The organism is Blautia sp. HA3515 (assembly GCF_059933065.1).
Genome location: NZ_JAYFUY010000077.1, coordinates 13,149 through 36,656, shown reverse-complemented (window position 1 = coordinate 36,656; position 23,508 = coordinate 13,149). Strand labels below are relative to the sequence as shown.

The 23,508-nt window shown below is 39.4% G+C and carries 27 protein-coding genes, 1 tRNA gene and 3 pseudogenes; 19 read left to right on the top strand and 12 right to left on the bottom strand.

Annotated elements, in window-relative coordinates:
• The first annotated feature begins 379 nt into the window (after positions 1-379).
• Genes R1Y93_RS06865 through R1Y93_RS06855 form a run of 3 tightly spaced genes read left to right on the top strand, consistent with a single transcriptional unit; the run spans position 380 to position 1,285 of the window.
• A complete protein-coding gene (locus tag R1Y93_RS06865) occupies positions 380-865 on the top strand; it encodes a CDP-alcohol phosphatidyltransferase family protein (RefSeq protein ID WP_500822209.1) in 486 nt (161 codons plus the stop codon).
• 28 nt (positions 866-893) lie between these two features.
• Complete coding sequence (locus R1Y93_RS06860) at positions 894-1,091, top strand: hypothetical protein (RefSeq protein WP_500822208.1); 198 nt, start codon at positions 894-896, stop codon at positions 1,089-1,091.
• A 17-nt stretch (positions 1,092-1,108) separates the two neighbouring features.
• Positions 1,109-1,285 (top strand): hypothetical protein, encoded by a 177-nt coding sequence (locus R1Y93_RS06855; protein ID WP_500822207.1) that lies wholly within the window; start codon positions 1,109-1,111, stop codon positions 1,283-1,285.
• Here R1Y93_RS06855 and R1Y93_RS06850 read toward each other — a convergent pair.
• Positions 1,246-2,295 (bottom strand): threonine aldolase family protein, encoded by a 1,050-nt coding sequence (locus R1Y93_RS06850; protein WP_500822206.1) that lies wholly within the window; start codon positions 2,293-2,295, stop codon positions 1,246-1,248. The genes R1Y93_RS06855 and R1Y93_RS06850 overlap by 40 nt on opposite strands.
• Before the next feature lie 237 nt (positions 2,296-2,532).
• On the opposite strand from R1Y93_RS06850, the gene R1Y93_RS06845 reads away from it, so the two are divergent.
• A complete protein-coding gene (locus R1Y93_RS06845) occupies positions 2,533-4,041 on the top strand; it encodes a type I restriction-modification system subunit M (RefSeq protein WP_500822205.1) in 1,509 nt (502 codons plus the stop codon).
• Positions 4,031-4,615 carry a restriction endonuclease subunit S gene (locus R1Y93_RS06840; RefSeq protein ID WP_500822204.1) on the top strand — a complete coding sequence of 195 codons (585 nt, stop codon included), beginning with the start codon at positions 4,031-4,033 and terminating at the stop codon, positions 4,613-4,615. The genes R1Y93_RS06845 and R1Y93_RS06840 overlap by 11 nt, the downstream gene beginning before the upstream one ends.
• A 7-nt stretch (positions 4,616-4,622) precedes the next feature.
• Here R1Y93_RS06840 and R1Y93_RS06835 read toward each other — a convergent pair whose 3' ends face one another.
• Complete coding sequence (locus R1Y93_RS06835) at positions 4,623-5,216, bottom strand: restriction endonuclease subunit S (protein WP_500822203.1); 594 nt, start codon at positions 5,214-5,216, stop codon at positions 4,623-4,625.
• A gap of 15 nt (positions 5,217-5,231) precedes the next feature.
• On the opposite strand from R1Y93_RS06835, the gene R1Y93_RS06830 reads away from it, so the two are divergent.
• From R1Y93_RS06830 to spoVT, 8 genes are all read left to right on the top strand, one after another.
• Positions 5,232-5,426, top strand: a complete 195-nt coding sequence (locus R1Y93_RS06830) for a hypothetical protein (RefSeq protein WP_229056766.1) — start codon at positions 5,232-5,234, stop codon at positions 5,424-5,426.
• A gap of 90 nt (positions 5,427-5,516) precedes the next feature.
• A complete protein-coding gene (gene xerA, locus R1Y93_RS06825) occupies positions 5,517-6,503 on the top strand; it encodes a site-specific tyrosine recombinase/integron integrase (RefSeq protein WP_500822202.1) in 987 nt (328 codons plus the stop codon).
• An 11-nt stretch (positions 6,504-6,514) separates the two neighbouring features.
• Positions 6,515-7,708 carry a restriction endonuclease subunit S gene (locus R1Y93_RS06820; RefSeq protein ID WP_500822201.1) on the top strand — a complete coding sequence of 398 codons (1,194 nt, stop codon included), beginning with the start codon at positions 6,515-6,517 and terminating at the stop codon, positions 7,706-7,708.
• 43 nt (positions 7,709-7,751) lie between these two features.
• Positions 7,752-8,390, top strand: a complete 639-nt coding sequence (locus R1Y93_RS06815) for a hypothetical protein (RefSeq protein WP_500822200.1) — start codon at positions 7,752-7,754, stop codon at positions 8,388-8,390.
• A gap of 13 nt (positions 8,391-8,403) precedes the next feature.
• Entirely contained in the window at positions 8,404-11,595 is a 3,192-nt protein-coding gene (locus tag R1Y93_RS06810) for a type I restriction endonuclease subunit R (protein WP_500822199.1), read from the top strand.
• A gap of 34 nt (positions 11,596-11,629) precedes the next feature.
• A complete protein-coding gene (locus R1Y93_RS06805; RefSeq protein WP_500822198.1) occupies positions 11,630-11,770 on the top strand; it encodes an ATP-binding protein in 141 nt (46 codons plus the stop codon).
• Positions 11,771-11,789: 19 nt separating this feature from the next.
• A complete protein-coding gene (locus R1Y93_RS06800) occupies positions 11,790-12,032 on the top strand; it encodes a winged helix-turn-helix transcriptional regulator (protein WP_500822197.1) in 243 nt (80 codons plus the stop codon).
• Positions 12,033-12,152: 120 nt separating this feature from the next.
• Positions 12,153-12,701: a stage V sporulation protein T gene (gene spoVT, locus R1Y93_RS06795; protein WP_173729149.1), complete on the top strand. Its 549-nt coding sequence runs from the start codon at positions 12,153-12,155 to the stop codon at positions 12,699-12,701.
• 2 nt (positions 12,702-12,703) lie between these two features.
• On the opposite strand, the pseudogene R1Y93_RS06790 reads toward spoVT, so the two are convergent.
• Positions 12,704-13,251 (bottom strand): annotated as a pseudogene (locus R1Y93_RS06790) (M15 family metallopeptidase).
• 209 nt (positions 13,252-13,460) lie between these two features.
• On the opposite strand from R1Y93_RS06790, the gene tnpA reads away from it, so the two are divergent.
• Positions 13,461-13,748 (top strand): IS200/IS605 family transposase, encoded by a 288-nt coding sequence (tnpA, locus tag R1Y93_RS06785; RefSeq protein WP_500822215.1) that lies wholly within the window; start codon positions 13,461-13,463, stop codon positions 13,746-13,748.
• Positions 13,745-14,848: an RNA-guided endonuclease TnpB family protein gene (locus tag R1Y93_RS06780; protein ID WP_500822196.1), complete on the top strand. Its 1,104-nt coding sequence runs from the start codon at positions 13,745-13,747 to the stop codon at positions 14,846-14,848. Before tnpA ends, R1Y93_RS06780 begins: the two co-directional genes overlap by 4 nt.
• A gap of 162 nt (positions 14,849-15,010) precedes the next feature.
• On the opposite strand, the pseudogene R1Y93_RS06775 reads toward R1Y93_RS06780, so the two are convergent.
• Positions 15,011-16,484, bottom strand: a pseudogene (locus tag R1Y93_RS06775) (nicotinate phosphoribosyltransferase).
• A gap of 303 nt (positions 16,485-16,787) precedes the next feature.
• Between R1Y93_RS06775 and R1Y93_RS06770 the strand changes: the two are divergent.
• Both R1Y93_RS06770 and R1Y93_RS06765 read left to right on the top strand, forming a co-directional pair.
• Positions 16,788-16,859, top strand: a tRNA-Gln gene (locus R1Y93_RS06770).
• 456 nt (positions 16,860-17,315) lie between these two features.
• A complete protein-coding gene (locus tag R1Y93_RS06765; RefSeq protein ID WP_500822195.1) occupies positions 17,316-18,101 on the top strand; it encodes a reverse transcriptase domain-containing protein in 786 nt (261 codons plus the stop codon).
• 147 nt (positions 18,102-18,248) lie between these two features.
• On the opposite strand, the gene R1Y93_RS06760 is transcribed toward R1Y93_RS06765, so the two are convergent.
• Positions 18,249-19,136, bottom strand: a complete 888-nt coding sequence (locus R1Y93_RS06760) for an aldo/keto reductase (RefSeq protein ID WP_500822194.1) — start codon at positions 19,134-19,136, stop codon at positions 18,249-18,251.
• 153 nt (positions 19,137-19,289) lie between these two features.
• Here R1Y93_RS06760 and R1Y93_RS06755 point away from each other — a divergent pair, with 153 nt between their 5' ends.
• Complete coding sequence (locus R1Y93_RS06755) at positions 19,290-19,682, top strand: MerR family transcriptional regulator (protein WP_500822193.1); 393 nt, start codon at positions 19,290-19,292, stop codon at positions 19,680-19,682.
• Between the two features lie 62 nt (positions 19,683-19,744).
• Here R1Y93_RS06755 and R1Y93_RS06750 read toward each other — a convergent pair whose 3' ends face one another.
• From R1Y93_RS06750 to R1Y93_RS06720, 7 genes and pseudogenes are all read right to left on the bottom strand, one after another.
• Positions 19,745-20,269 (bottom strand): flavodoxin family protein, encoded by a 525-nt coding sequence (locus tag R1Y93_RS06750; protein ID WP_055176454.1) that lies wholly within the window; start codon positions 20,267-20,269, stop codon positions 19,745-19,747.
• Between the two features lie 24 nt (positions 20,270-20,293).
• Positions 20,294-20,461 (bottom strand): annotated as a pseudogene (locus tag R1Y93_RS06745) (DUF6440 family protein); the annotation flags it as partial.
• 56 nt (positions 20,462-20,517) lie between these two features.
• Positions 20,518-20,841 (bottom strand): hypothetical protein, encoded by a 324-nt coding sequence (locus tag R1Y93_RS06740; RefSeq protein WP_004613237.1) that lies wholly within the window; start codon positions 20,839-20,841, stop codon positions 20,518-20,520.
• A 396-nt stretch (positions 20,842-21,237) separates the two neighbouring features.
• Positions 21,238-21,423, bottom strand: a complete 186-nt coding sequence (locus tag R1Y93_RS06735) for a DUF4143 domain-containing protein (protein WP_500822192.1) — start codon at positions 21,421-21,423, stop codon at positions 21,238-21,240.
• A 69-nt stretch (positions 21,424-21,492) separates the two neighbouring features.
• A complete protein-coding gene (locus tag R1Y93_RS06730; RefSeq protein ID WP_500822191.1) occupies positions 21,493-21,717 on the bottom strand; it encodes a DUF8612 domain-containing protein in 225 nt (74 codons plus the stop codon).
• A complete protein-coding gene (locus tag R1Y93_RS06725; protein ID WP_500822190.1) occupies positions 21,710-21,883 on the bottom strand; it encodes a hypothetical protein in 174 nt (57 codons plus the stop codon). The genes R1Y93_RS06730 and R1Y93_RS06725 overlap by 8 nt, the downstream gene beginning before the upstream one ends.
• Positions 21,831-22,481, bottom strand: a complete 651-nt coding sequence (locus R1Y93_RS06720) for an AAA family ATPase (RefSeq protein ID WP_500822189.1) — start codon at positions 22,479-22,481, stop codon at positions 21,831-21,833. Before R1Y93_RS06720 ends, R1Y93_RS06725 begins: the two co-directional genes overlap by 53 nt.
• Before the next feature lie 636 nt (positions 22,482-23,117).
• Here R1Y93_RS06720 and R1Y93_RS06715 point away from each other — a divergent pair.
• Complete coding sequence (locus tag R1Y93_RS06715; RefSeq protein WP_500822188.1) at positions 23,118-23,354, top strand: DUF6061 family protein; 237 nt, start codon at positions 23,118-23,120, stop codon at positions 23,352-23,354.
• The last annotated feature ends 154 nt before the right edge of the window (positions 23,355-23,508 follow it).

Here is a 23,508-nt window from a genome sequence, read left to right as displayed (position 1 = left end):
TTTTAATTTGAATTTCATGTGAAAACCTCCTTTGAATGGTTACTGGAATCTTATGATTTAAAATATTTACGTAGCATCAAAAATATAAAAAAATAATGTCAGCATCGAAAACATTTGCATGTAGTATTCAAAACTACATAACAAGCATATGAATACTATAACATGAATATTATAAAAAGCAAGTCTTTTTTTTATTTTTTTATCAGGTTGACGAAACTTTTTTTCGTGTTAGAATGAAACAATATGGTAACGGATGGAAAAGGGAGTATACATGAAAAAGGAGAAGTTATGGGAGAAAGACTGAAAAAGGACAACATACTGACCATTCCCAATCTGATGAGTTTGTTTCAGGATCTTATTGATACCGGCTATTATATGGTTGTACAGAAGAGGTGATTATAAACAGGCGATTGCTGTGGTGGCACTGTCTGCGCTGACCGATGTGCTGGACGGAAAGGTGGCCCGCAGATTTCACATGGTTTCTGATGTAGGTAAGGTGCTGGATCCTGTAGCCGACAAGCTGACACAGGTGTCCATGATCTTCTGCCTTTCATCCAGATATCAAAGACTTTGGGTGATGATCCTTTTATTTGCTGTAAAAGAAGGAATCATGCTTTACTGGGGATATCAGACTCTGAAGGTGAGAGATCAGATCAACAGTGCAAAATGGTACGGGAAGCTTAGTACAGTAGTTCTGTATCTGGTGATGACTGTTTTGTTTTTCTGGCAGGAGATCCCAGACGGGCTAGGCCTGGTTTCTGATCGCTTTCTGTGCCGGAATTATGCTTATGTCACTGGTTCTGTATGGGAGATTTTATCACGGGATCCTGAAGATGCATTTTCAGGATACAGAAGTAAAAGCTAAGAAATAAAATGTGTAATGGGGAAGATAGATGAAGGTAACAGAAGAGCTTCTGAACAAGATGAAGCAGGACAGTAATTTTAGTGACGGGATCATTATGCCGGATGGAGATTACCGGCTGATCCAGGATGGCGGACATATGGAGGCTTTGATGGGATTACTGCCCTATACTTCAGATGAGATATTCAAAATGGTGCCACAGGATGATTCACGCCACTGTTTTGGCTGATCGAGAAGACAGGATGTGTGATCACGGACTATAATTCCACTGTGGGGATGGATATGACCCCTGAGCAGGAACAGGTATTTCAGGCATTGGTTGCCCATGGATTTATTTCCAGTGAGTATTTTAACCTGTCCAGCCAGAGAAAAAAGTTCCATGATCAGGAAGAGCACAAAGACAGAACAGTTCCCAGTCTCTGAACATCCTCCTGAGTGGTTGCCCAGCTTGTTACGAAACGGATCACGGTATGGGAATCATCATATTTTTCCCAGAAGCTGCATTCAACCTGGGACAGGAGACGATCCATTACAGAATTTTCTATAATGCAGAAAATCTGATTGGTGGGAGAATCATAACACAGCTGAAATCCGTTGATCTTCAGCATGTCCCGGATCTGATCGGCCGCCGAAATGGCAGATTCCCCGATATGTTCGTAAAGATGGTTGGTAAACAAAGTATCAAACTGAATACCTAACAGCCTGCCTTTGGCCAGCAGGGCGCCATGCTGTTTGATAATGGTAAAGAAATGTGGGATCAGTCCGGGAACAGTGATCACTACTGCTTCGCCGAATAAAGCACCGCATTTGGTGCCGCCAATATAAAATACATCACAAAGGGCTGCAAGGTCTTGCAATGACAGGTCGTTCTGGGGGCAGGCAAGTGCATAAGCCAGTCTGGCCCCGTCCAGGTACAGAGGGATCTGGTGCTGGCGACAGACCTGGCTGATCTCTTCAAGCTCTGAGTGGGAATATAATGTGCCATATTCTGTGGGATGGGAGATATAAACCATTCCAGGCATAACCATATGGTCATGGTTTACATCCTGATCGTAATCCACGAGAAGCCGGGATAATTCTGCTGCATCAATCTTCCCGTTATGGGAAGGAAGAGTAAGAACCTTGTGACCGCAGGCTTCCACTGCTCCGGCTTCATGTGTGGCAATATGTCCTGTGCTGGCAGAAACTACGCCCTGATAGCTTTTAAGAATTGCAGAGATCACGGTGGCATTTGTTTGTGTGCCGCCGGTAAGAAGGAAAACCTGTGCCTCCGGTTTCTGGCAGGCTGATTTGATCTTTTCACAGGCAGAACGTGTATAATCGTCCAGTCCGTATCCTGGAGTTTTGATCAGATTTGTTTCTGCAAGCTTTTCGAGGATCGCCGGATGGCACCCCTCCATATAGTCGCATGCAAATGATAGATTTGTATTCATATTTATACTGCTCCTTGGTTTTGATATAAAGGATGCGAGGCATAAAATACATGCTCTGGCATCGCTTTTTTATTTTAAAACAAATAGATTTAAAGTGCAAAGGTTTTTGGAAGCTGTGATTTGCACCGGCAGCCGTCAGTGCAGATGATATTGTTGAAGGCGGTTTCTTATGCTAAAATAGGGCAAAGAGCATTTACGGAAATATGAAGATAAGTATTCGATGTGGAGGATATTATAATGGCAGAAAAAACAAACGCCAATATTGGATTTGAAAAACAGCTTTGGGATGCAGCCTGTGTTTTGTGGGGACACATCCCGGCAGCAGAGTATAGAAAAGTAATTATAGGTTTAATTTTTCTTCGTTATATTTCGGCTGCATTTGATAAGCGTTATAAAGAACTTGTTGATGAGGGCGATGGCTTTGAAGATGATCGTGATGCTTATGAAATGGACAATGTATTTTTTGTCCCGGAAGAAGCCCGTTGGGATAATATCGCATCCAAGGCACACACACCGGAAATTGGCATAATCATTGATAATGCAATGAGAGCGATAGAATCAGAAAATAAGAAATTGAAGAATGTTCTTCCGAAAAATTATGCAAGCCCGGATCTTGATAAAAGAATTTTGGGCGATGTGGTTGACATATTCACAAATAATATTGACATGAGCGATACAGAAGCAAGTGAAGATCTTCTTGGACGTACCTATGAGTATTGTATTGCTCAGTTTGCTGAAAAAGAAGGTGTTGGCGGTGGAGAATTTTATACGCCATCCAGCGTTGTAAAAACACTGGTTTCCATTCTTCGACCATTTGATAATTGCCGGGTATATGATTGTTGCTGTGGTTCTGGCGGTATGTTTGTGCAGAGTGAGAAGTTTATTGAAGCACACAGTCATAAAAGAGGTGCAATTTCTGTTTACGGTCAGGAAGCAAATCCGGATACCTGGAAAATGGCAAAGATGAATATGGCAATTCGTGGCATTGATGCAGACCTTGGTCCGTATAATGCAGACACTTTTACAAGTGATTTACACCCGACCTTAAAGGCAGATTTTATTTTAGCGAATCCACCTTTCAACTATCATCCATGGGGACAAGATAAACTGATGGAGGATAAGCGTTGGAAATATGGACTTCCGCCCGCCGGTAATGCCAACTATGCCTGGATTCAGCACATGATCCATCATCTTGCACCGAATGGAAAAATTGGTCTTGTTCTTGCTAATGGAGCACTTTCTACACAGTCCAGTGGAGAGGGGGAAATTCGTAAGAAAATCATAGAGGATGATTTGATTGAAGGAATTATTGCGATGCCGACACAGCTGTTTTACAGTGTAACAATTCCTGTGACCTTGTGGTTTATTACAAAAGGGAAAAAGCAAAAAGGGAAAACACTTTTTATTGATGCTCGCAAAATGGGACACATGGTTGACCGAAAACATCGTGATTTTACGGATGAGGACATTCAAAAACTGGCTGATACTTTTGAAGCATTTCAAAATGGTACACAGGAGGATGTACTTGGATTTTGTAAGGTTGCGGATATTCAGGAGATCGAAAAGCAGGATTATATTCTTACACCGGGACGTTATGTAGGTATTGAAGAACAGGAAGATGATGGAGAACCGTTTGAAGAAAAAATGACTCGCCTTACATCTGAACTTTCAGAAATGTTCGCAAAGTCCCATGAACTGGAAAATGAAATCAGAAAGAAACTGGGGGCGATTGGGTATGAAATTTAAAACATATAGTATCGCTGAACTGATTGATGAAATTGCAATGGGACCATTTGGTTCCAATATAAAAGTAGAATGTTTTGTTGATGATGGGATTCCCGTTTTGAATGGTAGCAATTTGAACGGATTTTTTCTTACAGAAAATTCATTCAGATACGTGACGGAAGAAAAAGCAGACTCTTTGGGTCGTGCTAATGCCCATAGAGGTGACATCGTAATTACTCACAGGGGTACTTTAGGACAGATTGTTTGTATTCCTCAAACATCAAAGTATGATAGATATGTAATTTCCCAAAGTCAATTCAGAGTACGCTGTAATGAAAAAGTGCTTCCAGAATATTTGGTTTATTATTTTCATACTACAATCGGTCAGCACAAATTATTGTCTAATGCATCACAAGTTGGAGTCCCTGCTTTGGCGAGAGCGTCTACAACTTTTCAAAAAATAGAGGTGGAAATTCCTGATATTGATACACAGAGGAAAGTGGTTTCTGTGTTAAATATACTTGAAGAAAAAATAAGTATAAATAATTTGATAAACAAGAATTTACATCTGGACAATCCAGATTTATCGACTTGATTGCAGCTTAAAATTCGATTTCGGAGACGTCAAGCTCACCGGACATCAAACGAGGTAGTAATGTATCACGCAAATCTGCAAGTTTTTTTGATTGTTTTTTATTCTCTTGCATTTGAGAGTACATCGGAGAAACGATTTCCTCAAAAGTAGATAAGGTTTCGTTATCTGGAATATATAACTGCATTGCATTCAAAATATTGGTTGTCATACTTGGTACAGCAGATCCTGCATTCATTGAAGCAAGATCTTTACTTTTTACAAAGTGATACACAAATTTTGCGACATTTGAACGTAGCATTTCTGTATAAAACATAGTGTCTACTGACCAGAAGGCACCGTTTACATACATAATATTATTCAGTGTTCCTTTACGGGGAATCAGAACCGACTCACCAGTGTAAAGCGGTTTTTCTACATATCGCATTATGCCGCCAGAACCATATACAGGATAAACACCATCTTCCAGTTTTTTATGGTCTTTTCCGTATCTTACGGCGATTAAATCAGAGAGCAAGCCATTTTCCCAATTAGGATTACGATTTGTTATGAACATCTGCTGATATATTGCCTGAGCTTGCTGTTCTAAATTCTTGTTTAACACAGGGAGGAAGACAAAATGATGTATTTTAAAGGAGTGCCAATTGAAAAAGTAGGCTATTGTAAATGTTCATCAATATCGTCTGTTACATCAGAAATTGAAGAATGGGGATATTGGGATGTTTGCTGTAGGTGTGGAAAACCACTTGAAGATGGCTTCCATTATTATAATCATTATGATGGAGAAGATCACGATGATATAGACCTTTATTAAGAATAATACTCCCACCAACGGCGGGAGATAAAGCCAACGGAACTGCCGTTGAGTCGTTCTCTGGAAAATAAATTTGAAGGAGAATGACCTATGAAACAACAAATTATTTCAGAGGTGGTACAGCAAATGCTGCCACACCTCGACAACGCACAAATGCAGCATTTGCAAAAGGTGCTTGAAAACACATTGTTTGGCTGTGAGATTACAGCACAGACAGAAAAGAAGGATGCAGACGACAATCCAAAGCTGATAGATGCTTTTGTTTCAGCAAAGCGGATTGAAGGCTGTTCAGAAAAAACGCTAAAATATTATCGCACAACCATTGAAACGATGGTAGCTTCTACAGACAAAGGTATTCGTCATATTCAGACGGAAGACCTGCGTTCCTATTTGACAGATTATCAGAGCAGGAATCAGTCTAGCCGTGTGACGATTGACAATATCCGCAGGATTTTGTCTAGCTTTTTTTCATGGTTGGAGGACGAGGACTATATATTGAAAAGTCCTGTTCGCCGCATCCATAAGGTGAAAACGGCGACCAATATCAAAGAAACCTACACAGACGAGGACTTGGAAAAAATGCGCGACAACTGCACAGAACTTCGAGACTTGGCGATGATTGATATGCTTGCTTCCACTGGAATGCGTATCGGCGAAATGGTTTTGTTGAACAAAGCAGACATCAATTTTAACGAGCGTGAATGTGTAGTATTCGGTAAGGGTGATAAGGAACGCATCGTATACTTTGATGCTCGGACAAAGATTCATCTGCAAAACTATATTGACAGCAGAACGGATGATAATCCGGCATTGTTCGTCACTTTACGTTCTCCACATGAGAGAATTAAAATCGGAGGTATCGAATCTCGTCTGCGTGAAATGGGTAAGCAGTTGGATATTCAAAAAGTTCATCCGCATAAGTTCCGAAGAACACTTGCAACGATGGCGATTGATAAGGGAATGCCTATAGAGCAGTTACAGCAGCTCTTGGGGCATAAACGAATAGATACGACCTTGCAGTATGCAATGGTCAAGCAGAGCAATGTTAAGTTGGCTCATAAGAAATATATTGGTTAGGAAGTGATGTTATGGCAGAATGGGAAAAAATCAGATTAGGAGATGTCTGTAGGACGAATGCAGATACATATTCGCCTAAAGAAAAATGGGATTTTGTAAATTATTTAGATACAGGTAATATTACTAATAATACGATTGATTCTATTCAGTTCATAGAATTGAAAAATATGAAACTCCCAAGTAGAGCAAAGCGAAAGGTAAAAACAGATAGTATTATCTATTCCACAGTACGGCCGAATCAGCGTCATTTTGGAATAATTAAGTCACAGCCAGAGAATTTTCTGGTTTCGACAGGGTTTGTGGTAATTGATGTTGACACCAATGTACTTAATGCAGATTTTCTGTATTATCTGCTTACGCAAAATATACTTGTAGATGCTCTTCAAGCCATTGCGGAACAGAGTACATCGGCGTACCCTGCTATTAAGCCTTCAGATATTGAAAATTTGGAAATTGAAAATCCAGACCTGACTACACAAAAAAAGATTTCAGATATTCTTAGTAGTTTGGATAGAAAAATAGCGAAAAATGCTGAGATAAACAAGAATTTAGAGCAGCAAGCTCAGGCGTATTTCGATGAACTTTTCGTTGTCAATGCTGATCCAAATTGGTCGGAATGTACTCTATCCGATATCGGCTCTGTTGTTGCAGGTGGTACGCCTTCAAAATCGAAACCGGAGTATTATGCAGACCAAGGCATTGCATGGATAACGCCTAAGGATCTATCGGTTAATAAGTCAAAATTCATCTCTCATGGAGAGAATGATATCTCTGAGTTGGGATTTTCCAAGAGTAGTGCCGCAAAGATGCCTGCTGGAACCATACTTTTCAGTTCAAGGGCTCCAATAGGGTATATTGCTATAGCTCAAAACGAGGTCACTACTAATCAGGGTTTTAAATCTGTTATTCCGAATGAGAATATCAGTACAGCTTATATGTATTTCTTGCTGAAGAATCTTCTTCCTACAATTGAAGGTATGGCTTCTGGGTCAACTTTCAAGGAAATATCTGGAGCGGCGATGAAATCTGTACCTACTGTTATGCCTGATGCTGATACCATTCAGCTTTTTAGTAGTTTTTGCGAACCTGTATTCAAGGAACAAGAGATTCTTGAAGCAGAGAATCAACGTCTTTCTGCACTTAGGGATTCACTACTTCCAAAACTGATGTCCGGCGAGCTTGATGTCTCAGACATCGACCTTTAAGCCGCTAAATTCTTGTTTAACCTTTGTGATGGGAGAAAGTTATATGCTGAAAGACTGGAATTTTTGGTGTTCTATACTTACAGCTTTAACTGCTGTACTGGCATTGGGCTTGTCAGTTCATCAGATAAGACTTAGCAATAAGCAACACTTATTTGATCGTAGATTAAAAGTATATATGCTAGCAAATGGACTTATTTCTCTTTGCAAGGAAAATTATATGCAGCTCTCAGCAAAAAGAGAAAATACACCTCAGTTTGCAAATGATTATGTATTTAAATTGCTAACAAATAATGCCTATATGGAAAGTCAAGCAGATGCCATTGAACATCCCCTGGAACAGCCATTCCATAAAGAGTTTTTACGAAAACGAGAGGAACTAAGAAATACAGCAATGGAAATTGAACTGATTTTTAAAGGAGAAGCGGCATTTGCGTATAGTGATTTTCTGAGAACTTATGAAGCTGCTTTGGCTGTAATGTATCAATATCAGATTATTATAGACAAAATGAGAAAGGAAAACGAGAAGCATCCTATGCCCATAGAAGAGTTAGAGAAAATGTTTTCGGAGAAAAAATACAGGGATAATCTTTATGATGCCTTAGCGAAACTCCGTAAAGCATATGATGCAGTGGCACAGGAGCAGGTAGAAAAACAGATGAAAAAACAGCTTAAACTGATATAAGGAGGCGACAAAAATGTCAGATTTTTATACAGAAGCGGATTATGAAAAATCAGTCATAGAATTGTTCCAGAATATGGATTATCGTTATGTTTATGCGCCGGATTTGGAGAGGGATTTTTGTAGTCCTCTGTATGAAGAAGATTTGAATGATTCCATCCGACGAATTAACCCGGATATGCCCGAAGATGCGATTGCAGATGCCTTAGATAAGTTAAAGAATTTTGAAAATGCAGAGTTAGTTTTGAAGAATGCTCTTTTTATGGATTATATTCAGCACGGAATTGAAGTGCGCTATTTTGTAAAAGGTGAGGAGCGTCCAGGGCTTGTTTATCTGGTTGATTATAAAAATCCTGACAATAACTCTTTTGCTGTTGCAAATCAGTGGACATTTGTTGAGAATAGCAACAAGCGTCCGGATATATTGCTGTTTTTGAATGGTATGCCGGTTGTACTTATAGAATTGAAGTCACCATCACGAGAAGAAACAGATGCATCAGAAGCCTACACACAGATCAGAAATTATATGCACGAGATTCCATCCATGTTTATTTATAATTGTATTTGTGTCATGAGTGATCATTTAACTTCTAAAGCGGGTACAATTACGTCTGGCGAAGATCGTTTCATGGAATGGAAAACAAAAGATGGGAATTATGAAAATACACAGTATGCTCAATTCGATACATTTTTTGAGGGAATGTTTAAAAAAGAGCGGTTGCTTGATATTATCAAGAATTTTATCTGTTTTTCCAATGAAGGCTCAAAGCAGATTAAGATTTTGGCAGGGTATCATCAGTATTTTGCGGTAAAAAAAGCAATCTTGTCTACGAAGCATGCAACAGAAACCGATGGTAAAGGCGGTGTATTCTGGCATACACAAGGCAGTGGAAAATCACTGTCAATGGTATTCTATGCTCATTGTTTGCAGGATGCGTTAGACAGCCCGACCCTTGTTGTAATTACTGATCGCAATGACTTAGATGATCAGCTTTATGGACAGTTTGCAAAATGCAGTAAATTTTTACGGCAGGAGCCTGTTCATGCAGATAAGAGGAAACTGTCCGAGGAAGATAAAGAACGTAATGCGCATTTGCGAAAGGGCGAAAAACCAATCATTGGTCTTATGGATTGGTTAAATGACAGAAAAGCTAATGGTATTATTTTCACTACAATGCAGAAGTTTGAGGAATCATTTGAATGCCTTTCAGAACGCAGAAATATTATAGTTATGGCAGATGAAGCACATCGTGGACAATATGGTTTAAAAGAAACAGTTGATGCCAAGACAGGCGAAATTAAGATTGGCACTGCTCGCATTATTCGTAACACGCTGCCAAATGCCACCTATATTGGATTTACCGGAACTCCGATTTCGATGAAAGATCGTAATACACGGGAAGTATTTGGCGATTACATAGACATTTACGACATGACGCAGGCTGTGGAGGATGGTGCAACCAGACCCGTCTATTATGAGAGCCGTGTGATTAAATTAAAACTGGATGAGCATACTTTGAAATTGATTGACCAGGAATATGATATTATGGCAAACAATGCTGACCCGGAAGTAATTGAGAAAAGTAAAAAACAGCTTGGACAGATGGAAGCAATTCTTGGCAATGACAAAACCATTGCTTCGTTGGTTGATGATATACTGGATCACTATGAGAATTATCGTGAAAATTTACTTACCGGAAAAGCCATGATCGTGGCATATTCTCGTCCGATTGCCATGAAAATTTATGAGCGCATTTTGCAGCTTCGCCCATTGTGGACAGAAAAAATTGCTGTTGTAATGACTGGAAGCAATAAAGACCCGGAAGAATGGAATAAGATTATCGGGAATAAACGGCATAAAGATGAACTGGCAAAACAATTTAAAGATGACGACAGTCCTTTGAAAATAGCGATTGTGGTTGATATGTGGCTGACAGGATTTGACGTTCCGTCGTTGGCAACCATGTATATATATAAGCCAATGCAAGGGTATAACCTGATGCAGGCGATTGCCAGAGTAAACAGGGTGTTTGGGGATAAAGAAGGCGGTCTGGTAGTTGATTATGTAGGCATCGCAGCAGCATTGAAGCAGGCAATGAATGATTATACGGTCAGAGATAAGAAAAACTATGGTGATACAGACGTTGCAAAGGTAGCATATCCCAAATTTCTTGAAAAAATATCTGTTTGTCGGGATTTATTTCATGGATATGATTATTCTAAATTTATGAATGGTACAGATTTGGAGCGTTCCAGAGCGATTAGTGGTGCTGTAAACTTTATTGTGGCAGTTGATAAAGCAGATGATCGAGAAGTATTTTTAAAAGAGGGATTGATTTTAAAGCAGGCACTCTCCCTTTGTGCTTCTTTGGCTGAACGTGATTTGCGTGTAGAAGCTGCTTTCTTTGAGTCTGTTCGGGTGCTTGTAACCCGCTTGATGAATCAAGGTGAAGGAAAGAAAATTTCTTTACCAGAGATGAATGCCAGAATTAACAATCTATTGAAAGCAAGTGTACAAAGTGATGGCGTTATCAATCTTTTTTCAGATATAGACAAGGAGTTTTCTCTTTTTGATCCGAAATTTCTTGAGGAAGTTTCAAAAATGAAGGAGAAAAACTTGGCAGTTGAGTTACTGAAAAAACTGATTGCTGAACAGGTTAAGATATATCGACATACCAATGTTGTGAAGTCTGAAAAGTTCAGTGAAATTATTCAAAGAACTATGAACGCCTATTTAAATGGGATGTTGACGAATGAACAGGTTATTGAGGAACTTCTGAATCTTGCAAAACAAATCGCAGCAGCTCACAAAGAAGGCGACCAGTTGGGACTGACTGCGGATGAGCTGGCTTTTTATGATGCATTGACTAAACCGCATGCAATCAAGGATTTTTATGAAAATGAAGAATTGATTGCTATTACAAAAGAACTTGCAGATACCCTTAGAAAAAATAGAACGATTGACTGGCAAAAACGTGATTCTGCGAGAGCAAGGATGCGAATAATGATAAAAAGGCTTTTGAAGAAACACAGATATCCACCGGAAGGTATGGATGATGCAGTTCAGACGGTTATGACACAATGTGAATTATGGACAGACAATAATGATATGGAGGTATTGCCGAAATCTTCAAACGAGTATACATATTCACTAAGACCAGAATTGAGCAAAGTGGCAGAAGAACCTGTGTCTTACGGTAAACAATAGGAGTTAATCTACTTAGTGCTGGCAAAACTTAATCATGGAGATTACTTCTTCAGGTGGATTGCTTCCGGGTGTAACGATTGATTTGATGAAAGAAGGATTTTCAAAAATCCGAAATCGTGCACTTGCCAATGCTTTCGCCTATATGAAGAATCAATCTTTATCGAGGTCAGAATGAGGTCATTGAGGTCAAAAATTTGGATCGTGACCTCGATGACCTCAATAAAAACCATAATGACCTCAAAGATGACCTTGAAACTCGATTGTCGGAATTGATTCGTAAAAATCCGGAACTGACTCATAAAGCATTAGGAGAAGCACTTGCGGTTTCTGCTACAACGATTAAGCGTACTCTTACGAAAATGCAGCATGAAGGTAAAGTTACCCGTGAGGGTTCTAATCGAAAAGGTAAGTGGATATTGACAGATAAAATGAAATAGGATTGATGGGATGAAATATTTTACCTTGTGATTTTGGCGCATAATTCCTCTTGTTTTTCACATACTATCCATACAACACAAATTATGGAAAGTATGTAAGAAGCAGGAGGGATTTTTTATATGAAAGCTACAGGAATTGTCCGCAGGATCGATGATCTGGGCAGAGTTGTGATCCCAAAGGAGATCAGGCGGACATTACGGATCAAAGAAGGTACGCCTTTGGAAATTTTTACAGACAGGGAAGGTGAAATTATCCTGAAAAAATATTCTCCAATAGGGGAACTGAGTACCTTTGCAAAAGAATATGCAGAAGTACTGTCGCAGACAACGGGAATGGTTTCCTGTATTACAGATCATGACCAGGTGATAGCGGCAGCAGGTCAGGGAAGCAAAGAGTATGTGGGAAAAGAGATCAGCAGTGAATTGGAAGAAGTGATCTTTGCACGGGAAATGAAGCTGTCCGGAGCACAGGACAGAAAGAAAGTGGCTATTACTACAGAACAGGTGAAAAACTCCCTGGCGCAGATCATACAGCCGATTATAAGCTCCGGAGATGCTATAGGAAGTGTGATCCTGATCGGGAAAAATGACAGGGAAACCATAGGAAACAGTGAAAAGCTTCTGGTTCAGACCGCTGCCGGTTTTCTGGGGAGGCAGATGGAGCAGTAGGATCAGACGGGACGAAGGGCATAGTATTCTTCCAGCGTCTGACCGGTAAGTGCCAGGTAGTTGGAAAGTGCCCGGGTAACATAACGGATGTGCCAAGGCTCCCAGGGAAAACCAGTAATGGTCTCTTTTCCTTTTGGATAGCGGATGATGAACCCAAAAGAGAAGCATTTCTGGACAGCCATGATCCTTCGCTGGTAAAGGCAAATTCCTCGGTGAGAGCAAAGCCTGCTTCTGCGCAGGAAACATCCAGGGCAAGGCCGCTTTGATGTTCGCTTGTACCAGGGGCAGCAACATAAGGATTCTGTCCATACAGCTGTTTCTGGCACTGGTAGGAGCGGTATCCGGAAATACCATAAAGGTTCAGCCCATCTCTCTGAGCACTTTGAAACAGGCGAAGTGCGGCCTGGGCAGTCCGGATCTCAAGAATATGCTGGGAATCCTGGGAGGATGTCTGAAAGGGCAGTCCGATATCTGTAAGCTGCTTGGGGACGTACCCCTCGGGAAGAGGATGTTTTCCATTGATCAGACAGGTGTAAGAATCATAACGCATAATAAAAAAGCCCCCTTTCCCTTTTATGTTTATGCGAAAGGGAAAAGGGGTATTCCTCTTTTTTAACATAATATATAGCAAGAATTCTCCTTCCTCTACAGGTGGGAGATGAATTGCATAAAAACAAAAAGAACACTTGTTCCTTAGTGCGAACTATGGTATAATAGAATCAGTCGATAAAATAAATATTCGAAAAAAGGACTGATTCTATAGAAAAAACAGATCACAATGCACATTCAGTATATTTGATGTATTATCATTTGATTATGGTGGTAAAATATCGAAGAAAAGTTATCAATGATCCAATTTCAGAAAGAGCAAAAGAAATATGGGAATATATTGCTCCCCGATATGGGATTGTTTTGGAGGAATGGAATCATGATATTGACCATGTGCATGCATTCTGGAGCCAGAGTTTCTGCCTTTTGACGGCAGGAGGGGCACCAGTTGAAGTAATCCGCCAATACATCGAAACCCAGGGAGAGAAAAAGTATTGAATATTGCATATCGTTTCCGAATCTATCCAACAGATGAACAGAAGATACTCCTTGGAAAAACATTTGGCTGCTGCCGTTTTCTGTACAATCAGATGCTTAATGATAAGATCCAGGAGTACAAAAAAACAAAGAAAATGTTAAAAAACACACCAGCTATGTATAAAAAGGAGTATCCATTTCTGAAAGAAGTAGATTCGCTGGCCCTGGCAAATGTTCAGCTTCATTTGGAGAAAGCATATAAGAACTTTTTCCGTGATCCTAAGACTGGATTTCCACGTTTCAAGTCAAAACATCACTCCAAAAACAGCTACACAACAAATGTGGTCAACGGGAATATCCTGCTGGAAGGTAACCGGATCCGGCTTCCAAAATTAAAATGGATCTCCATGAAAAAACACAGGGAGCCTGCAGAGAACTGCCGCCTGAAATCAGTGACAGTCAGCATGGAGCCGTCCGGAAAGTATTTTGCGAGCCTGCTGTATGAAGGATACAGCTGTGAAAACCAAGCAGCAGATAAGGATTACAGCAATGTCAAAATACTGGGGATTGATTATGCGATGCAGGGGATGGCAGTGTTTTCAGAAGAGATCGAGCATGAAAAAGCAGGATTCTTCAGAAAAAATGAAAAAAGGCTGGCAAGGGAACAGCGTAAACTGTCAAGATGTGTAAAAGGAAGCCACAATTATGTGAGGCAGAAAAAGAAAGTTGCCAGGTGCCATGAAAAAATACGCAGCCAGAGAAGGGATTATCTGCATAAACTGAGCCGCAGGATCACAGACCAGTACGATATAGTTGCGGTAGAAGATATTGATATGAAAGCGATGAGCCAGTGTCTGCATTTTGGAAAAAGTGTGCAGGATAATGGATACGGGATGTTCCGGAATATGCTGGATTATAAGCTTTCCTGGAAGGGAAAAAAATTAGTAAAGATAGACCGCTTTTTCCCTTCAAGCAAAAAATGCAGTAAATGCGGAAAGATAAAAAAAGAGCTGAAATTATCCGAAAGAATTTATCGTTGTACGTGTGGAAATGAAATGGACAGAGATCGAAATGCAGCAATCAACATCCGTGAAGAGGCAAGAAGGATGCTGACAGCATAAAACGTCCGTATCCGGACAATAAGCAAAAACAAGAAAAAATGCCCGTATCCGGGCAAAAGAATCGCGGGACACGCGAGGATAGCTTGTAGATACTTGGCTCAGTAGAGCCATTGAGCAAGAAGCCCCCACTTCAAAATCTGAGATTTAAGTGGTGGGAGCATGTCACAAATCCAGATCCTTCTGGCTCATTTCTTCGATCAATTCTTTCTTCATGGTATACAGCTTTGGAGAAAGGTCTACATAAACCTTCTGAGGATTTACAAAACGTCTGGATTCATCCCATAAGGTTTCCTGTTCTTTCAGACAGATGTCTCGCAGTTCCATCACAGATGGAGAAGTGTACACGCGGTGTCCCTCGCGGATCACAGGAACCAGAAGCTCACGAAAAGCTGGTAGGTACCGCCAAGCACTTTTGTCTTTTTCCAGGTATCTACCGGATCAAAGATGATCATGGTATCATTTTCATCCAGCTTCTCGTCTGCCAGACAGATCAGGTCTGCTTTGATCTTGCCTGTGGATTTGCTGTAGATACGATAAACGGTTTTGTTGCCTGGGTTTGTTACTTTTGCTGTATTCTCAGATAATTTGATCTTTGGAATAAATTCCTGTGTCTCCGGATCCCTGACAGCAGATAACTTATATACGCCTCCAAAGGCCGGATTGTCATTGGCAGTGATCAGTCGTGTGCCAACGCCCCAGGAATTGATCTTTGCATCCTGGGCTTTCAGGCTTTCGATCAGGTATTCGTCTAGGTCGCTGGAAGCAGAGATAGTGGCATCGTCAAATCCGGCAGCAGCAAGCATCTTGTATGCTTCTTTGGACAGATAAGCCAGATCTCCGCTGTCAATACGGATACCGTATCTGGTAAGCGGAATGCCTTCTTCACGACATCTCTCTTCAAATACACGGATGGCATTGGGAACACCAGACTTCAGTACATCATAGGTGTCCACCAGAAGGATGCAGGCATTGGGGTAAAGCTTTGCATAGGTCTTAAATGCAGTGTATTCATCCGGGAAACTCATGATCCAGGAATGGGCATGGGTGCCAAGCACAGGTACATCAAACATCTGTCCTGTAAGAACACAGGAAGTACCGATACAGCCTCCGATCACAGCAGCGCGGGCACCAAAGATACCAGCATCCGGTCCCTGGGCACGACGAAGACCAAATTCCATAATGCCATCGCCTTTGGCTGCATAGCATACACGGGCTGCCTTTGTTGCGATCAGACTCTGGTGGTTGATGATGTTCAGAATCGCTGTTTCCACAAGCTGGGCTTCCATAATAGGTGCAATCACTTTTACCATAGGTTCTCTGGGGGAAGATCACAGTTCCCTCAGGGATGGCATAAATATCACCTGTAAAATGAAAATTACCCAGATATTCAAGAAAATCCTCTTCAAAAAGGTGAAGGCTGCGAAGATAATCAATATCCTCTTTTGTAAAGTGAAGATTCTCGATGTATTCAATCATCTGCTCCAGACCGGCACAGATAGCGAATGCTCCGCCACAGGGATTGTCTCTGTAAAACATGTCAAAAACTACGGTCTGATCCTGTCGGAATTTTAAAATAACCCTGCATCATGGTAAGCTCATAAAGATCCGTCAGCAGAGTCAGATTATTTGCTCTCATGTGTTTTCTCCTCATCCATTATAAATTTCCGTATCGCGATGGTAATGTAAGCCTGTAACTCTTCAGTGGAAAGTATCCTAATAATTGTGAAGGCGCTGAACAGCTACGTAAAATATACTAAGTGCTCACATTATATCACATTCGGATAAAAGATAAAGGTTTGATGTAAAAATATTTGAAAAAAAGGTATTTAAAAAAATATGAAAAAAAATAAAAAAATATAAAAAAAGGCTTGCATTTCTGTGAGGAGTATTATATAATACCACTTGTCGCAAGCGAGAAACGCATTGCGAAAGAGAATTTAGGGCTATCGCCAAACGGTAAGGCAACGGACTCTGACTCCGTCATTTCAAGGTTCGAATCCTTGTAGCCCTGCTAGTGGAGCACCTACTGGATGAGGTGCTTTTTTCATATTATGAAAAGTCCTGGAAGTCGCGTGTTTACTGGCTTTGCAGGACTTTTTAAGTTTGTGTGCCGAGCATGGCACTAGTCTTGCTGGTGCAAGTCCAGTCACGGGTATTGACCCCCGTGAGCGGTAGCGGAACCACAAGTCGGTATCAGTAACGGTATGGATGGAGGAAAGGTAATATCGAATAAAGGTGCGAGTGGGGTTGACGGAGTTACCGTTGAGGAACTTCAGGAGGGTATATAAGAGAAAATTAGGATGAGATTATTGCATCCATTAGAAATAGAACTTATATGCCGAAGCCAGGTACGGAGAGTATACATTCCGAAAGACAATGGAAAACAACGTCGGTTGGGAATCCCTACAGCATTGGATAGAAACTATCCAACAGGCAATTGCAAAGCCAATATCTGAAAGCAGGAGTAATGGAAAGAGGGCTGGAAAAAGTGACTATCACGGGCGTACCTCAGGGACCACTTTCTGTTGTATGTTCTAATGTCTATCTTGATAGGTTAGATAAAGAACTGGAGCAAAGAGGACTTCGTTTCACAAGGTATGCTGATGATGTGCTGATATTCACCAAAAGTGAGATGGCAGTCAATCGAGTAATGAAATCCATTTGTAGCTGGTTAGAAAGAAAACTATTTCTGAAAGTAAATGCTACGAAAACAAAAGTGGTAAGACCGACAAGAAGTAAATATCTTGGATTCACATTCCTAAAGAATGGTTCGGAATGGAAAGTCAGACCGACCAATGAAAAGAAAAAGAAGTTGAAAAAGAAGTTGAAAAAGAAGCTAGGCGAATATCTGAGAAGAGGAAAAGCGGTAGCGAGACCACTTGTAGTTACAATTAAAAGAGTAAACGAGATTGTGCGAGGGTGGATAAATTATTTCAGAATCGGAATGATGAAAATGTTTATGGAAGAGTTTGGGGAATGGCTGAGGCATAAAATCAGAGTAATTGTCATGAAGCAATGGAAGAGACCCAAAACCATTTATCGAAATCTAAGCTATCTGAACTGGAAATATAAGAATGGATTTAGGCATGAAGAGATATTTAAAGTCGCAAATTCGAGACTGGGTTGGTACAAAAGAAGTGGAATGAACGTAGTGAATTTCATTATCAGAAAAGATTTACTTGAAAAAAGGATAAAAGATGGAGCTGGTCTGCTCAATCCCTTATCCTATTACTTAGTTAAAGTTGGAATATAAATTGTAGAGCCGTATACGAGACCCGTACGTACGGGTCAATGGGAGGGGCGAAAATATCTATTTTCCCTCTACCCTATTATGAAATACTTTGTCAATATCATTCTCTATGCAAATTGCCTGTCGTTCGATTTCTTTCGTCAATATGCTTTACCAGTTCTTTTTTTCTTTGTTGCTGTCATGCTGTGATTTGCGTTCCTCAACCATTTTTATAAACCACTCCACCATTGCTGGATCCTGATGTGAGAAAAAAGCACTTGTGGCAGTATCCATCTGTGAAATCTGGCTCATATCATTCGCATCAAGTGCAAAGTCAAATACATTAAAGTTTTCAATCATACGTTCTTTATGTACAGACTTCGGAATTATAATCACACCTCTCTGAATATGCCAGCGGAGCATTACCTGAGCTGTTGATTTTCCATATTTTTGTCCAATTGCTTTCAGAACTTCATTCTCAAAAAGTCCGTTTCTTCCTTCTCCAAATGGTGCCCATGCTTCCAGACGGATATCATATTTATCTGCCCATTCTTTTAATGTTTTCTGCTGATTCAGAGGGTGCGTTTCCATCTGATTTACCATTGGCTTAATATTTGTGAAGTTTGCAAATTCTACCATACGGTCTGTATAATGATTGGAAATACCGATGGCCCGGAGTTTTCCTTCCTTGTAAAGTTCTTCCAAAGCGCGCCATGCACCGTAAGTATCTCCAAAAGGCTGATGCAACAACATCAGATCCAGATAATCAGTACGCAGTTTTTCCATAGATTCCAGTACAGATTTTTTACATTCTTCATATCCAAAATGTTCGATCCATACCTTGGAGGTTAAAAAGATTTCTTTTCTGTCAATTCCTGACGTTTCAATCGCCGTTCCAACTTCTTCTTCATTAAAATAACTCTGAGCAGTATCAATGCTGCGATATCCCACGTCCAGAGCATCCCGTACACATCGTTCACACTCATCTTTCGTAACCTGATATACACCATAACCAAGCTGTGGCATTTTGACTCCATTACTTAATGTAATATATTCCATTTGTTTTCCTCCTGTCTGTTGATTCGCTTTTTCTGTTATGCTATAATCCTATCAGCCGGTAGATACTACCGGTCAAGTGTTTTTTGAAATTTAACCCGTAAAATTCAGCATTTTGAATTTGCTTTTTATTTTTAGGAGAATGTTATGTATTCCATGAAAGAAGCCTGCGAATTAACCGATATGACCTATGAAAATTTGAAATTTTACTGTAACGAAGGACTTGTTCCTAATGTGAAAAGGGATAAAAGAAATTACCGAGTATTTGATGAGCACGATATTAAATGGATTCAGAGTTTGAACTGCCTGAAAAATTGTGGTATGAGCATTGCTGAAATGAAAGAGTATCTTGCACTCTGCCTCGAAGGAGAAAAATCTATTCCAGAGCGAAAAATTATCCTGCAAAATAAGAGAGAAGCTCTGCTTCAGTCTATTGAGAAATTGCAGCAGGCTGTCGCATTCATTGACTGGAAACAGAACTTCTATGATAATGTCTTGTCTGGCGAAATAAAATATTACAGTAATTTGTTGCCAGAATTAAGAGAATAATACTTTGCTGCTGGGGCTTTTTGTCCTTGTATTTCACGACAAACTTGAATTTGGTGTGTGCTTTATAAATTTTTTCCGATCCACTCAAGTTCGTTCATGGAATCCTTATTTTTTTCAAGTTCATCTCTGGCTGTTGCGTAATATGATTTTTTGAAAAGCATATCCCATGAAAGATATTTTGCCATACAGTCAAACTGCTTATCAATCAGCTCATACTGGATACTGCCTACAGGAGAACCACCTACAACAATTGTGCCAACTTTTTTGTTTTTTAACTGCAATCCACGGCAGTAGCACTTATCAATGATAAGTTTCAATTGTGCTGACATTCCCCACCAATAAACTGGTGTAGCAAAAAGAATCATATCTGCGGCAGCAATTTTATCAATTGTAGAATTTGTATCATCCTTATCGACGCATCCCTTAGAGCATTGACAGACACCACATCCCTTGCATGGTGCAATGTTGAGTTTGTCGGGTTCAATGATTTCAATTTTATTCTTTTCTGACGCTCCTTTTATAAATGCATTGATTGCTGCCAGCGTATTTCCTTTTCTGGCACTTCCATTAATGATTACAATTTTCATGCGTGTATCCTCCAACTTTCAATTTTACTTTGTAACTATGACTTTTCCTTCTGAATCCAGAAGAGGTGTAATAGCCGCTCCATATCCAGATTTCCAACAAAGATAGTTAACCCCAGTCTCCTTATCTACAAGGATTTGGCGAACTCCTTCATCCTTAAGCTGACTTCCGTCTCTAAATGTAACTTCAAATCTTTCTTTGCCATGTTTATTTCTCCTTTTTTCAAGCGTTAAATTTAAATTTGACTTGCTTATTTTCTTAAAATCTCATGTGGAGCTTCTATCTCATTTGCCAAGGTATGCTCTGTTAATTCTGACATCAATTTCAATTTTTTATTAATCAATGGTCGCATACAATTAGGAACATGTTCCTGATGCGCTCTGTGGATTGCTACACATTCCTTACAGTTTCCGTGGTAACGACAGGCTTTCAGACAAGGACAGTGATCTTTGTCTTTATACTCCTTACGAAATTCCGCTGCAAATTCTTCTTGCAGTCTCAGCCCCTCGACACGGTTTCCCTTATGAAATTCTACCATTGCATCCAGTTCTTTCTGGTTCCCTTCAATCTTCATGTTATTATAGCGCCTCCATTTCAACTATTCCTCATTTTCTGATAACTCCCGATTTCACGACATCGTTTCTAATACAGATTTTACCGTACTTTTTAATCTCAGTCCATCCTTTATGCACCAGGCGATAGAGAATACTCTTCTGTCTCTGTTCCGCTGGCAAATATTTCATAGCAATACTTCGTAAGCACTTCCTCTTGTTCCTGAGACAGTGTTTGCAAAAGATTCATGTTAAGAAAAGCAGAGCAAGACTTCTTCATGAGAAACTTGGTGCTGAGCATAACATCCAACACCAAGTTTGTCTACAGTTATTCTGATACTTTATCAAAGAAAGCGATCATATAGAGCGGTAATGTAATTATTCCCTCTTCGCTGGTTCCTATATTTCCATCTATGAGCTTATATCCATAGCTTAATATTTTTATTATTTTTCATGATCGACTTTAGTGAATTTGCACGTGTATTTCCACTCTTGACCTCAATAGGAACTACTTTTCCATCTTTTTGAATGATTACATCAATTTCTTTTTTCGTTGTCTCATTTTTTATAGAAATATAACTGATATCCCTTCTTATGAAGAGCATCTGCTACAGCACATTCAAATATTCCTCCTTTGGAATTTCCTGCCAAGGTATTTTCTATAATATGCTGCTTCAAGGAAAATCTTTCATCGCCATCAACAGAGACAAGTCCGTTGTATAAGCTCTGAAAAAATTATCTCTTGCATAATCATCCAGATCAAATCTTATATCTGTTACAAGTTTACACAAATACAACATATCTGCACGAAGTAACCATTCGATACTAGAAAAATACTTCTGTGCCCTGCCTCCATGCTCAACTTCTTTATATTGAAATTTATGATTTTCTTTATCCAATAACTGTTTTGCAAGGGAAAGGTAGCACTTCTCCGCCGCTTACCTTTTCTTCAGCTGTAGCATAATGGGCTATATCATACTGATATCCTTGTAACAAGCTTCTCTGAATCCGGTCAACCTCCCTGAAATCTTTTGTATCTATATACTTCTGAACGGCTTCCGGCATACCACCTATAGCGACATACTGCCTTCAGAAAATATTTCATCATCTGAGAATGAATCGCCTCTGGAATAGCAGCTTTTGAATCAAGATATCCACAGAGATTCATTATCATATCCTCAGAGATTCCCATTCCCCAAAGAAACTCCTCAAAATCTATTCCATACATTTTCAGATAATCAACATACCCAACAGGATAAGAAGAAGCACGTTTATAATCAATTCCTAAAAGTGATCCTGATGCAATGACATCAAATCTATTATCTAATGCCCAAAACTTAAGAGAAGTTATTGCTTCCTGCCTACACTCCTGGATCTCATCCAGAAAAATCATAGTCTTTCCTGGAATAATCTTCTTTTCAGGAAAACGAAACCGTATAGCCATAACCAGTATCAATTCTACTGTTAGATCACCAGAAAAAATATCCATCGCAGAAGGTATCTGTTTAAAATTAATTTCAACAATTTCTTCATAATTCTCTTCTGCAAATCTTTCAACTATATATGTTTTTCCTGTTTGTCTGGCTCCCTGAATTACAAGACATTTTTTGTTTTTTGAATCTACCCATTTTTTTATGTAATGCATCACTTTTCTTTTTAACATAAAATGCCTCCTGTTACCAAATAATATTTTTATCAAGAACAACTTTGTAACATTTTTAATGACTATATTTTTGCTATCAACATTTTAAAAAGCAAAAATGTCTACAAATCAACATTTTAGAAAGAAAAAATATCCACATATCAACATTTTAAAATATTATATCATTAATCAGGATATATTAAAAGACTTTTTTCTATCAAAAACCCTCATAATTGCAGTCTCCGATGTTTCCAAGGTACCGGCATTGTAACTCTTTTAATTATAAATATATGTATTTAATAATGAAAAATTTCAAACATTTTCTAATTCACTTTTCCTCATATAACTCCAATTTCCATTTTCATAAATTCCGATTGAGATTTCACCTGTTTTAAGAAATTTAATAACTGTTATATTTTGTTATTAAATTCTCCGCAAACCATTGAAAACACTGGATTTGTCGCAGGTGAGCTTTCCTTTATTGTTTCCCTTGTGTTATATCGTCCCACCAGTGTTTACGAACTCTGATAAGGGCAAATACAAGGGCAAAAAAATCTGATAACACATTATAACACAAAATGAAAATGACATGGTGAACTGATTGAAATGCTTCGGATTTTTGTAACGATTGATTGAATGATAAGGAGATAAGATACGATGAGAACGATATTTGCAGAATACAATCCACAACGCAACAGTATTGATGTTTATACTTCTGCCGGTTATATGCTCCGCATTGACTGTTGGGAAGCCGAAAAAGATTTAAAAACCACACCTGGATCAGACTGTGCATTGACCTCACTTGCAGTCGATGAACCGCTTGAATATGCGAGATTATATCTTGAGGGGAATTTGCAGATGTGGGTGGATGCGGAAGATTCATTAGAAATCTAAAATTCAAAATAATTTTATAGCTCATATCGCCTTCTACAAATTTGAGAGTATCAGCTATAATTGTCTAGCTTAATAAAAATTTTGCAATACTATTTTCAATTTACCAATTTTTTCATAATCATTATTTTTTATTTGTTATACAAAAAATGTATTG

Excerpts from the sequence above, each read along its gene's own strand:
- R1Y93_RS06735 (WP_500822192.1), bottom strand. The coding sequence starts at position 21,423 with ATGCTCTTCATAAGAAGGGATATCAGTTATATTTCTATAAAAAATGAG.
- R1Y93_RS06820 (WP_500822201.1), top strand. The coding sequence starts at position 6,515 with ATGGCAGAATGGGAAAAAATCAGATTAGGAGATGTCTGTAGGACGAAT.
- R1Y93_RS06860 (WP_500822208.1), top strand. The coding sequence starts at position 894 with ATGAAGGTAACAGAAGAGCTTCTGAACAAGATGAAGCAGGACAGTAAT.
- R1Y93_RS06720 (WP_500822189.1), bottom strand. The coding sequence starts at position 22,481 with ATGTTAAAAAGAAAAGTGATGCATTACATAAAAAAATGGGTAGATTCA.
- R1Y93_RS06750 (WP_055176454.1), bottom strand. The coding sequence starts at position 20,269 with ATGAAAATTGTAATCATTAATGGAAGTGCCAGAAAAGGAAATACGCTG.
- R1Y93_RS06740 (WP_004613237.1), bottom strand. The coding sequence starts at position 20,841 with ATGAAGATTGAAGGGAACCAGAAAGAACTGGATGCAATGGTAGAATTT.
- xerA (WP_500822202.1), top strand. The coding sequence starts at position 5,517 with ATGAAACAACAAATTATTTCAGAGGTGGTACAGCAAATGCTGCCACAC.
- R1Y93_RS06815 (WP_500822200.1), top strand. The coding sequence starts at position 7,752 with ATGCTGAAAGACTGGAATTTTTGGTGTTCTATACTTACAGCTTTAACT.
- R1Y93_RS06760 (WP_500822194.1), bottom strand. The coding sequence starts at position 19,136 with ATGGAATATATTACATTAAGTAATGGAGTCAAAATGCCACAGCTTGGT.
- R1Y93_RS06830 (WP_229056766.1), top strand. The coding sequence starts at position 5,232 with ATGATGTATTTTAAAGGAGTGCCAATTGAAAAAGTAGGCTATTGTAAA.
- R1Y93_RS06715 (WP_500822188.1), top strand. The coding sequence starts at position 23,118 with ATGAGAACGATATTTGCAGAATACAATCCACAACGCAACAGTATTGAT.
- R1Y93_RS06755 (WP_500822193.1), top strand. The coding sequence starts at position 19,290 with ATGAAAGAAGCCTGCGAATTAACCGATATGACCTATGAAAATTTGAAA.
- R1Y93_RS06840 (WP_500822204.1), top strand. The coding sequence starts at position 4,031 with ATGAAATTTAAAACATATAGTATCGCTGAACTGATTGATGAAATTGCA.
- R1Y93_RS06725 (WP_500822190.1), bottom strand. The coding sequence starts at position 21,883 with ATGCCGGAAGCCGTTCAGAAGTATATAGATACAAAAGATTTCAGGGAG.
- R1Y93_RS06845 (WP_500822205.1), top strand. The coding sequence starts at position 2,533 with ATGGCAGAAAAAACAAACGCCAATATTGGATTTGAAAAACAGCTTTGG.
- R1Y93_RS06765 (WP_500822195.1), top strand. The coding sequence starts at position 17,316 with ATGGAAAGAGGGCTGGAAAAAGTGACTATCACGGGCGTACCTCAGGGA.
- R1Y93_RS06850 (WP_500822206.1), bottom strand. The coding sequence starts at position 2,295 with ATGAATACAAATCTATCATTTGCATGCGACTATATGGAGGGGTGCCAT.
- R1Y93_RS06810 (WP_500822199.1), top strand. The coding sequence starts at position 8,404 with ATGTCAGATTTTTATACAGAAGCGGATTATGAAAAATCAGTCATAGAA.
- R1Y93_RS06805 (WP_500822198.1), top strand. The coding sequence starts at position 11,630 with ATGGAGATTACTTCTTCAGGTGGATTGCTTCCGGGTGTAACGATTGAT.
- spoVT (WP_173729149.1), top strand. The coding sequence starts at position 12,153 with ATGAAAGCTACAGGAATTGTCCGCAGGATCGATGATCTGGGCAGAGTT.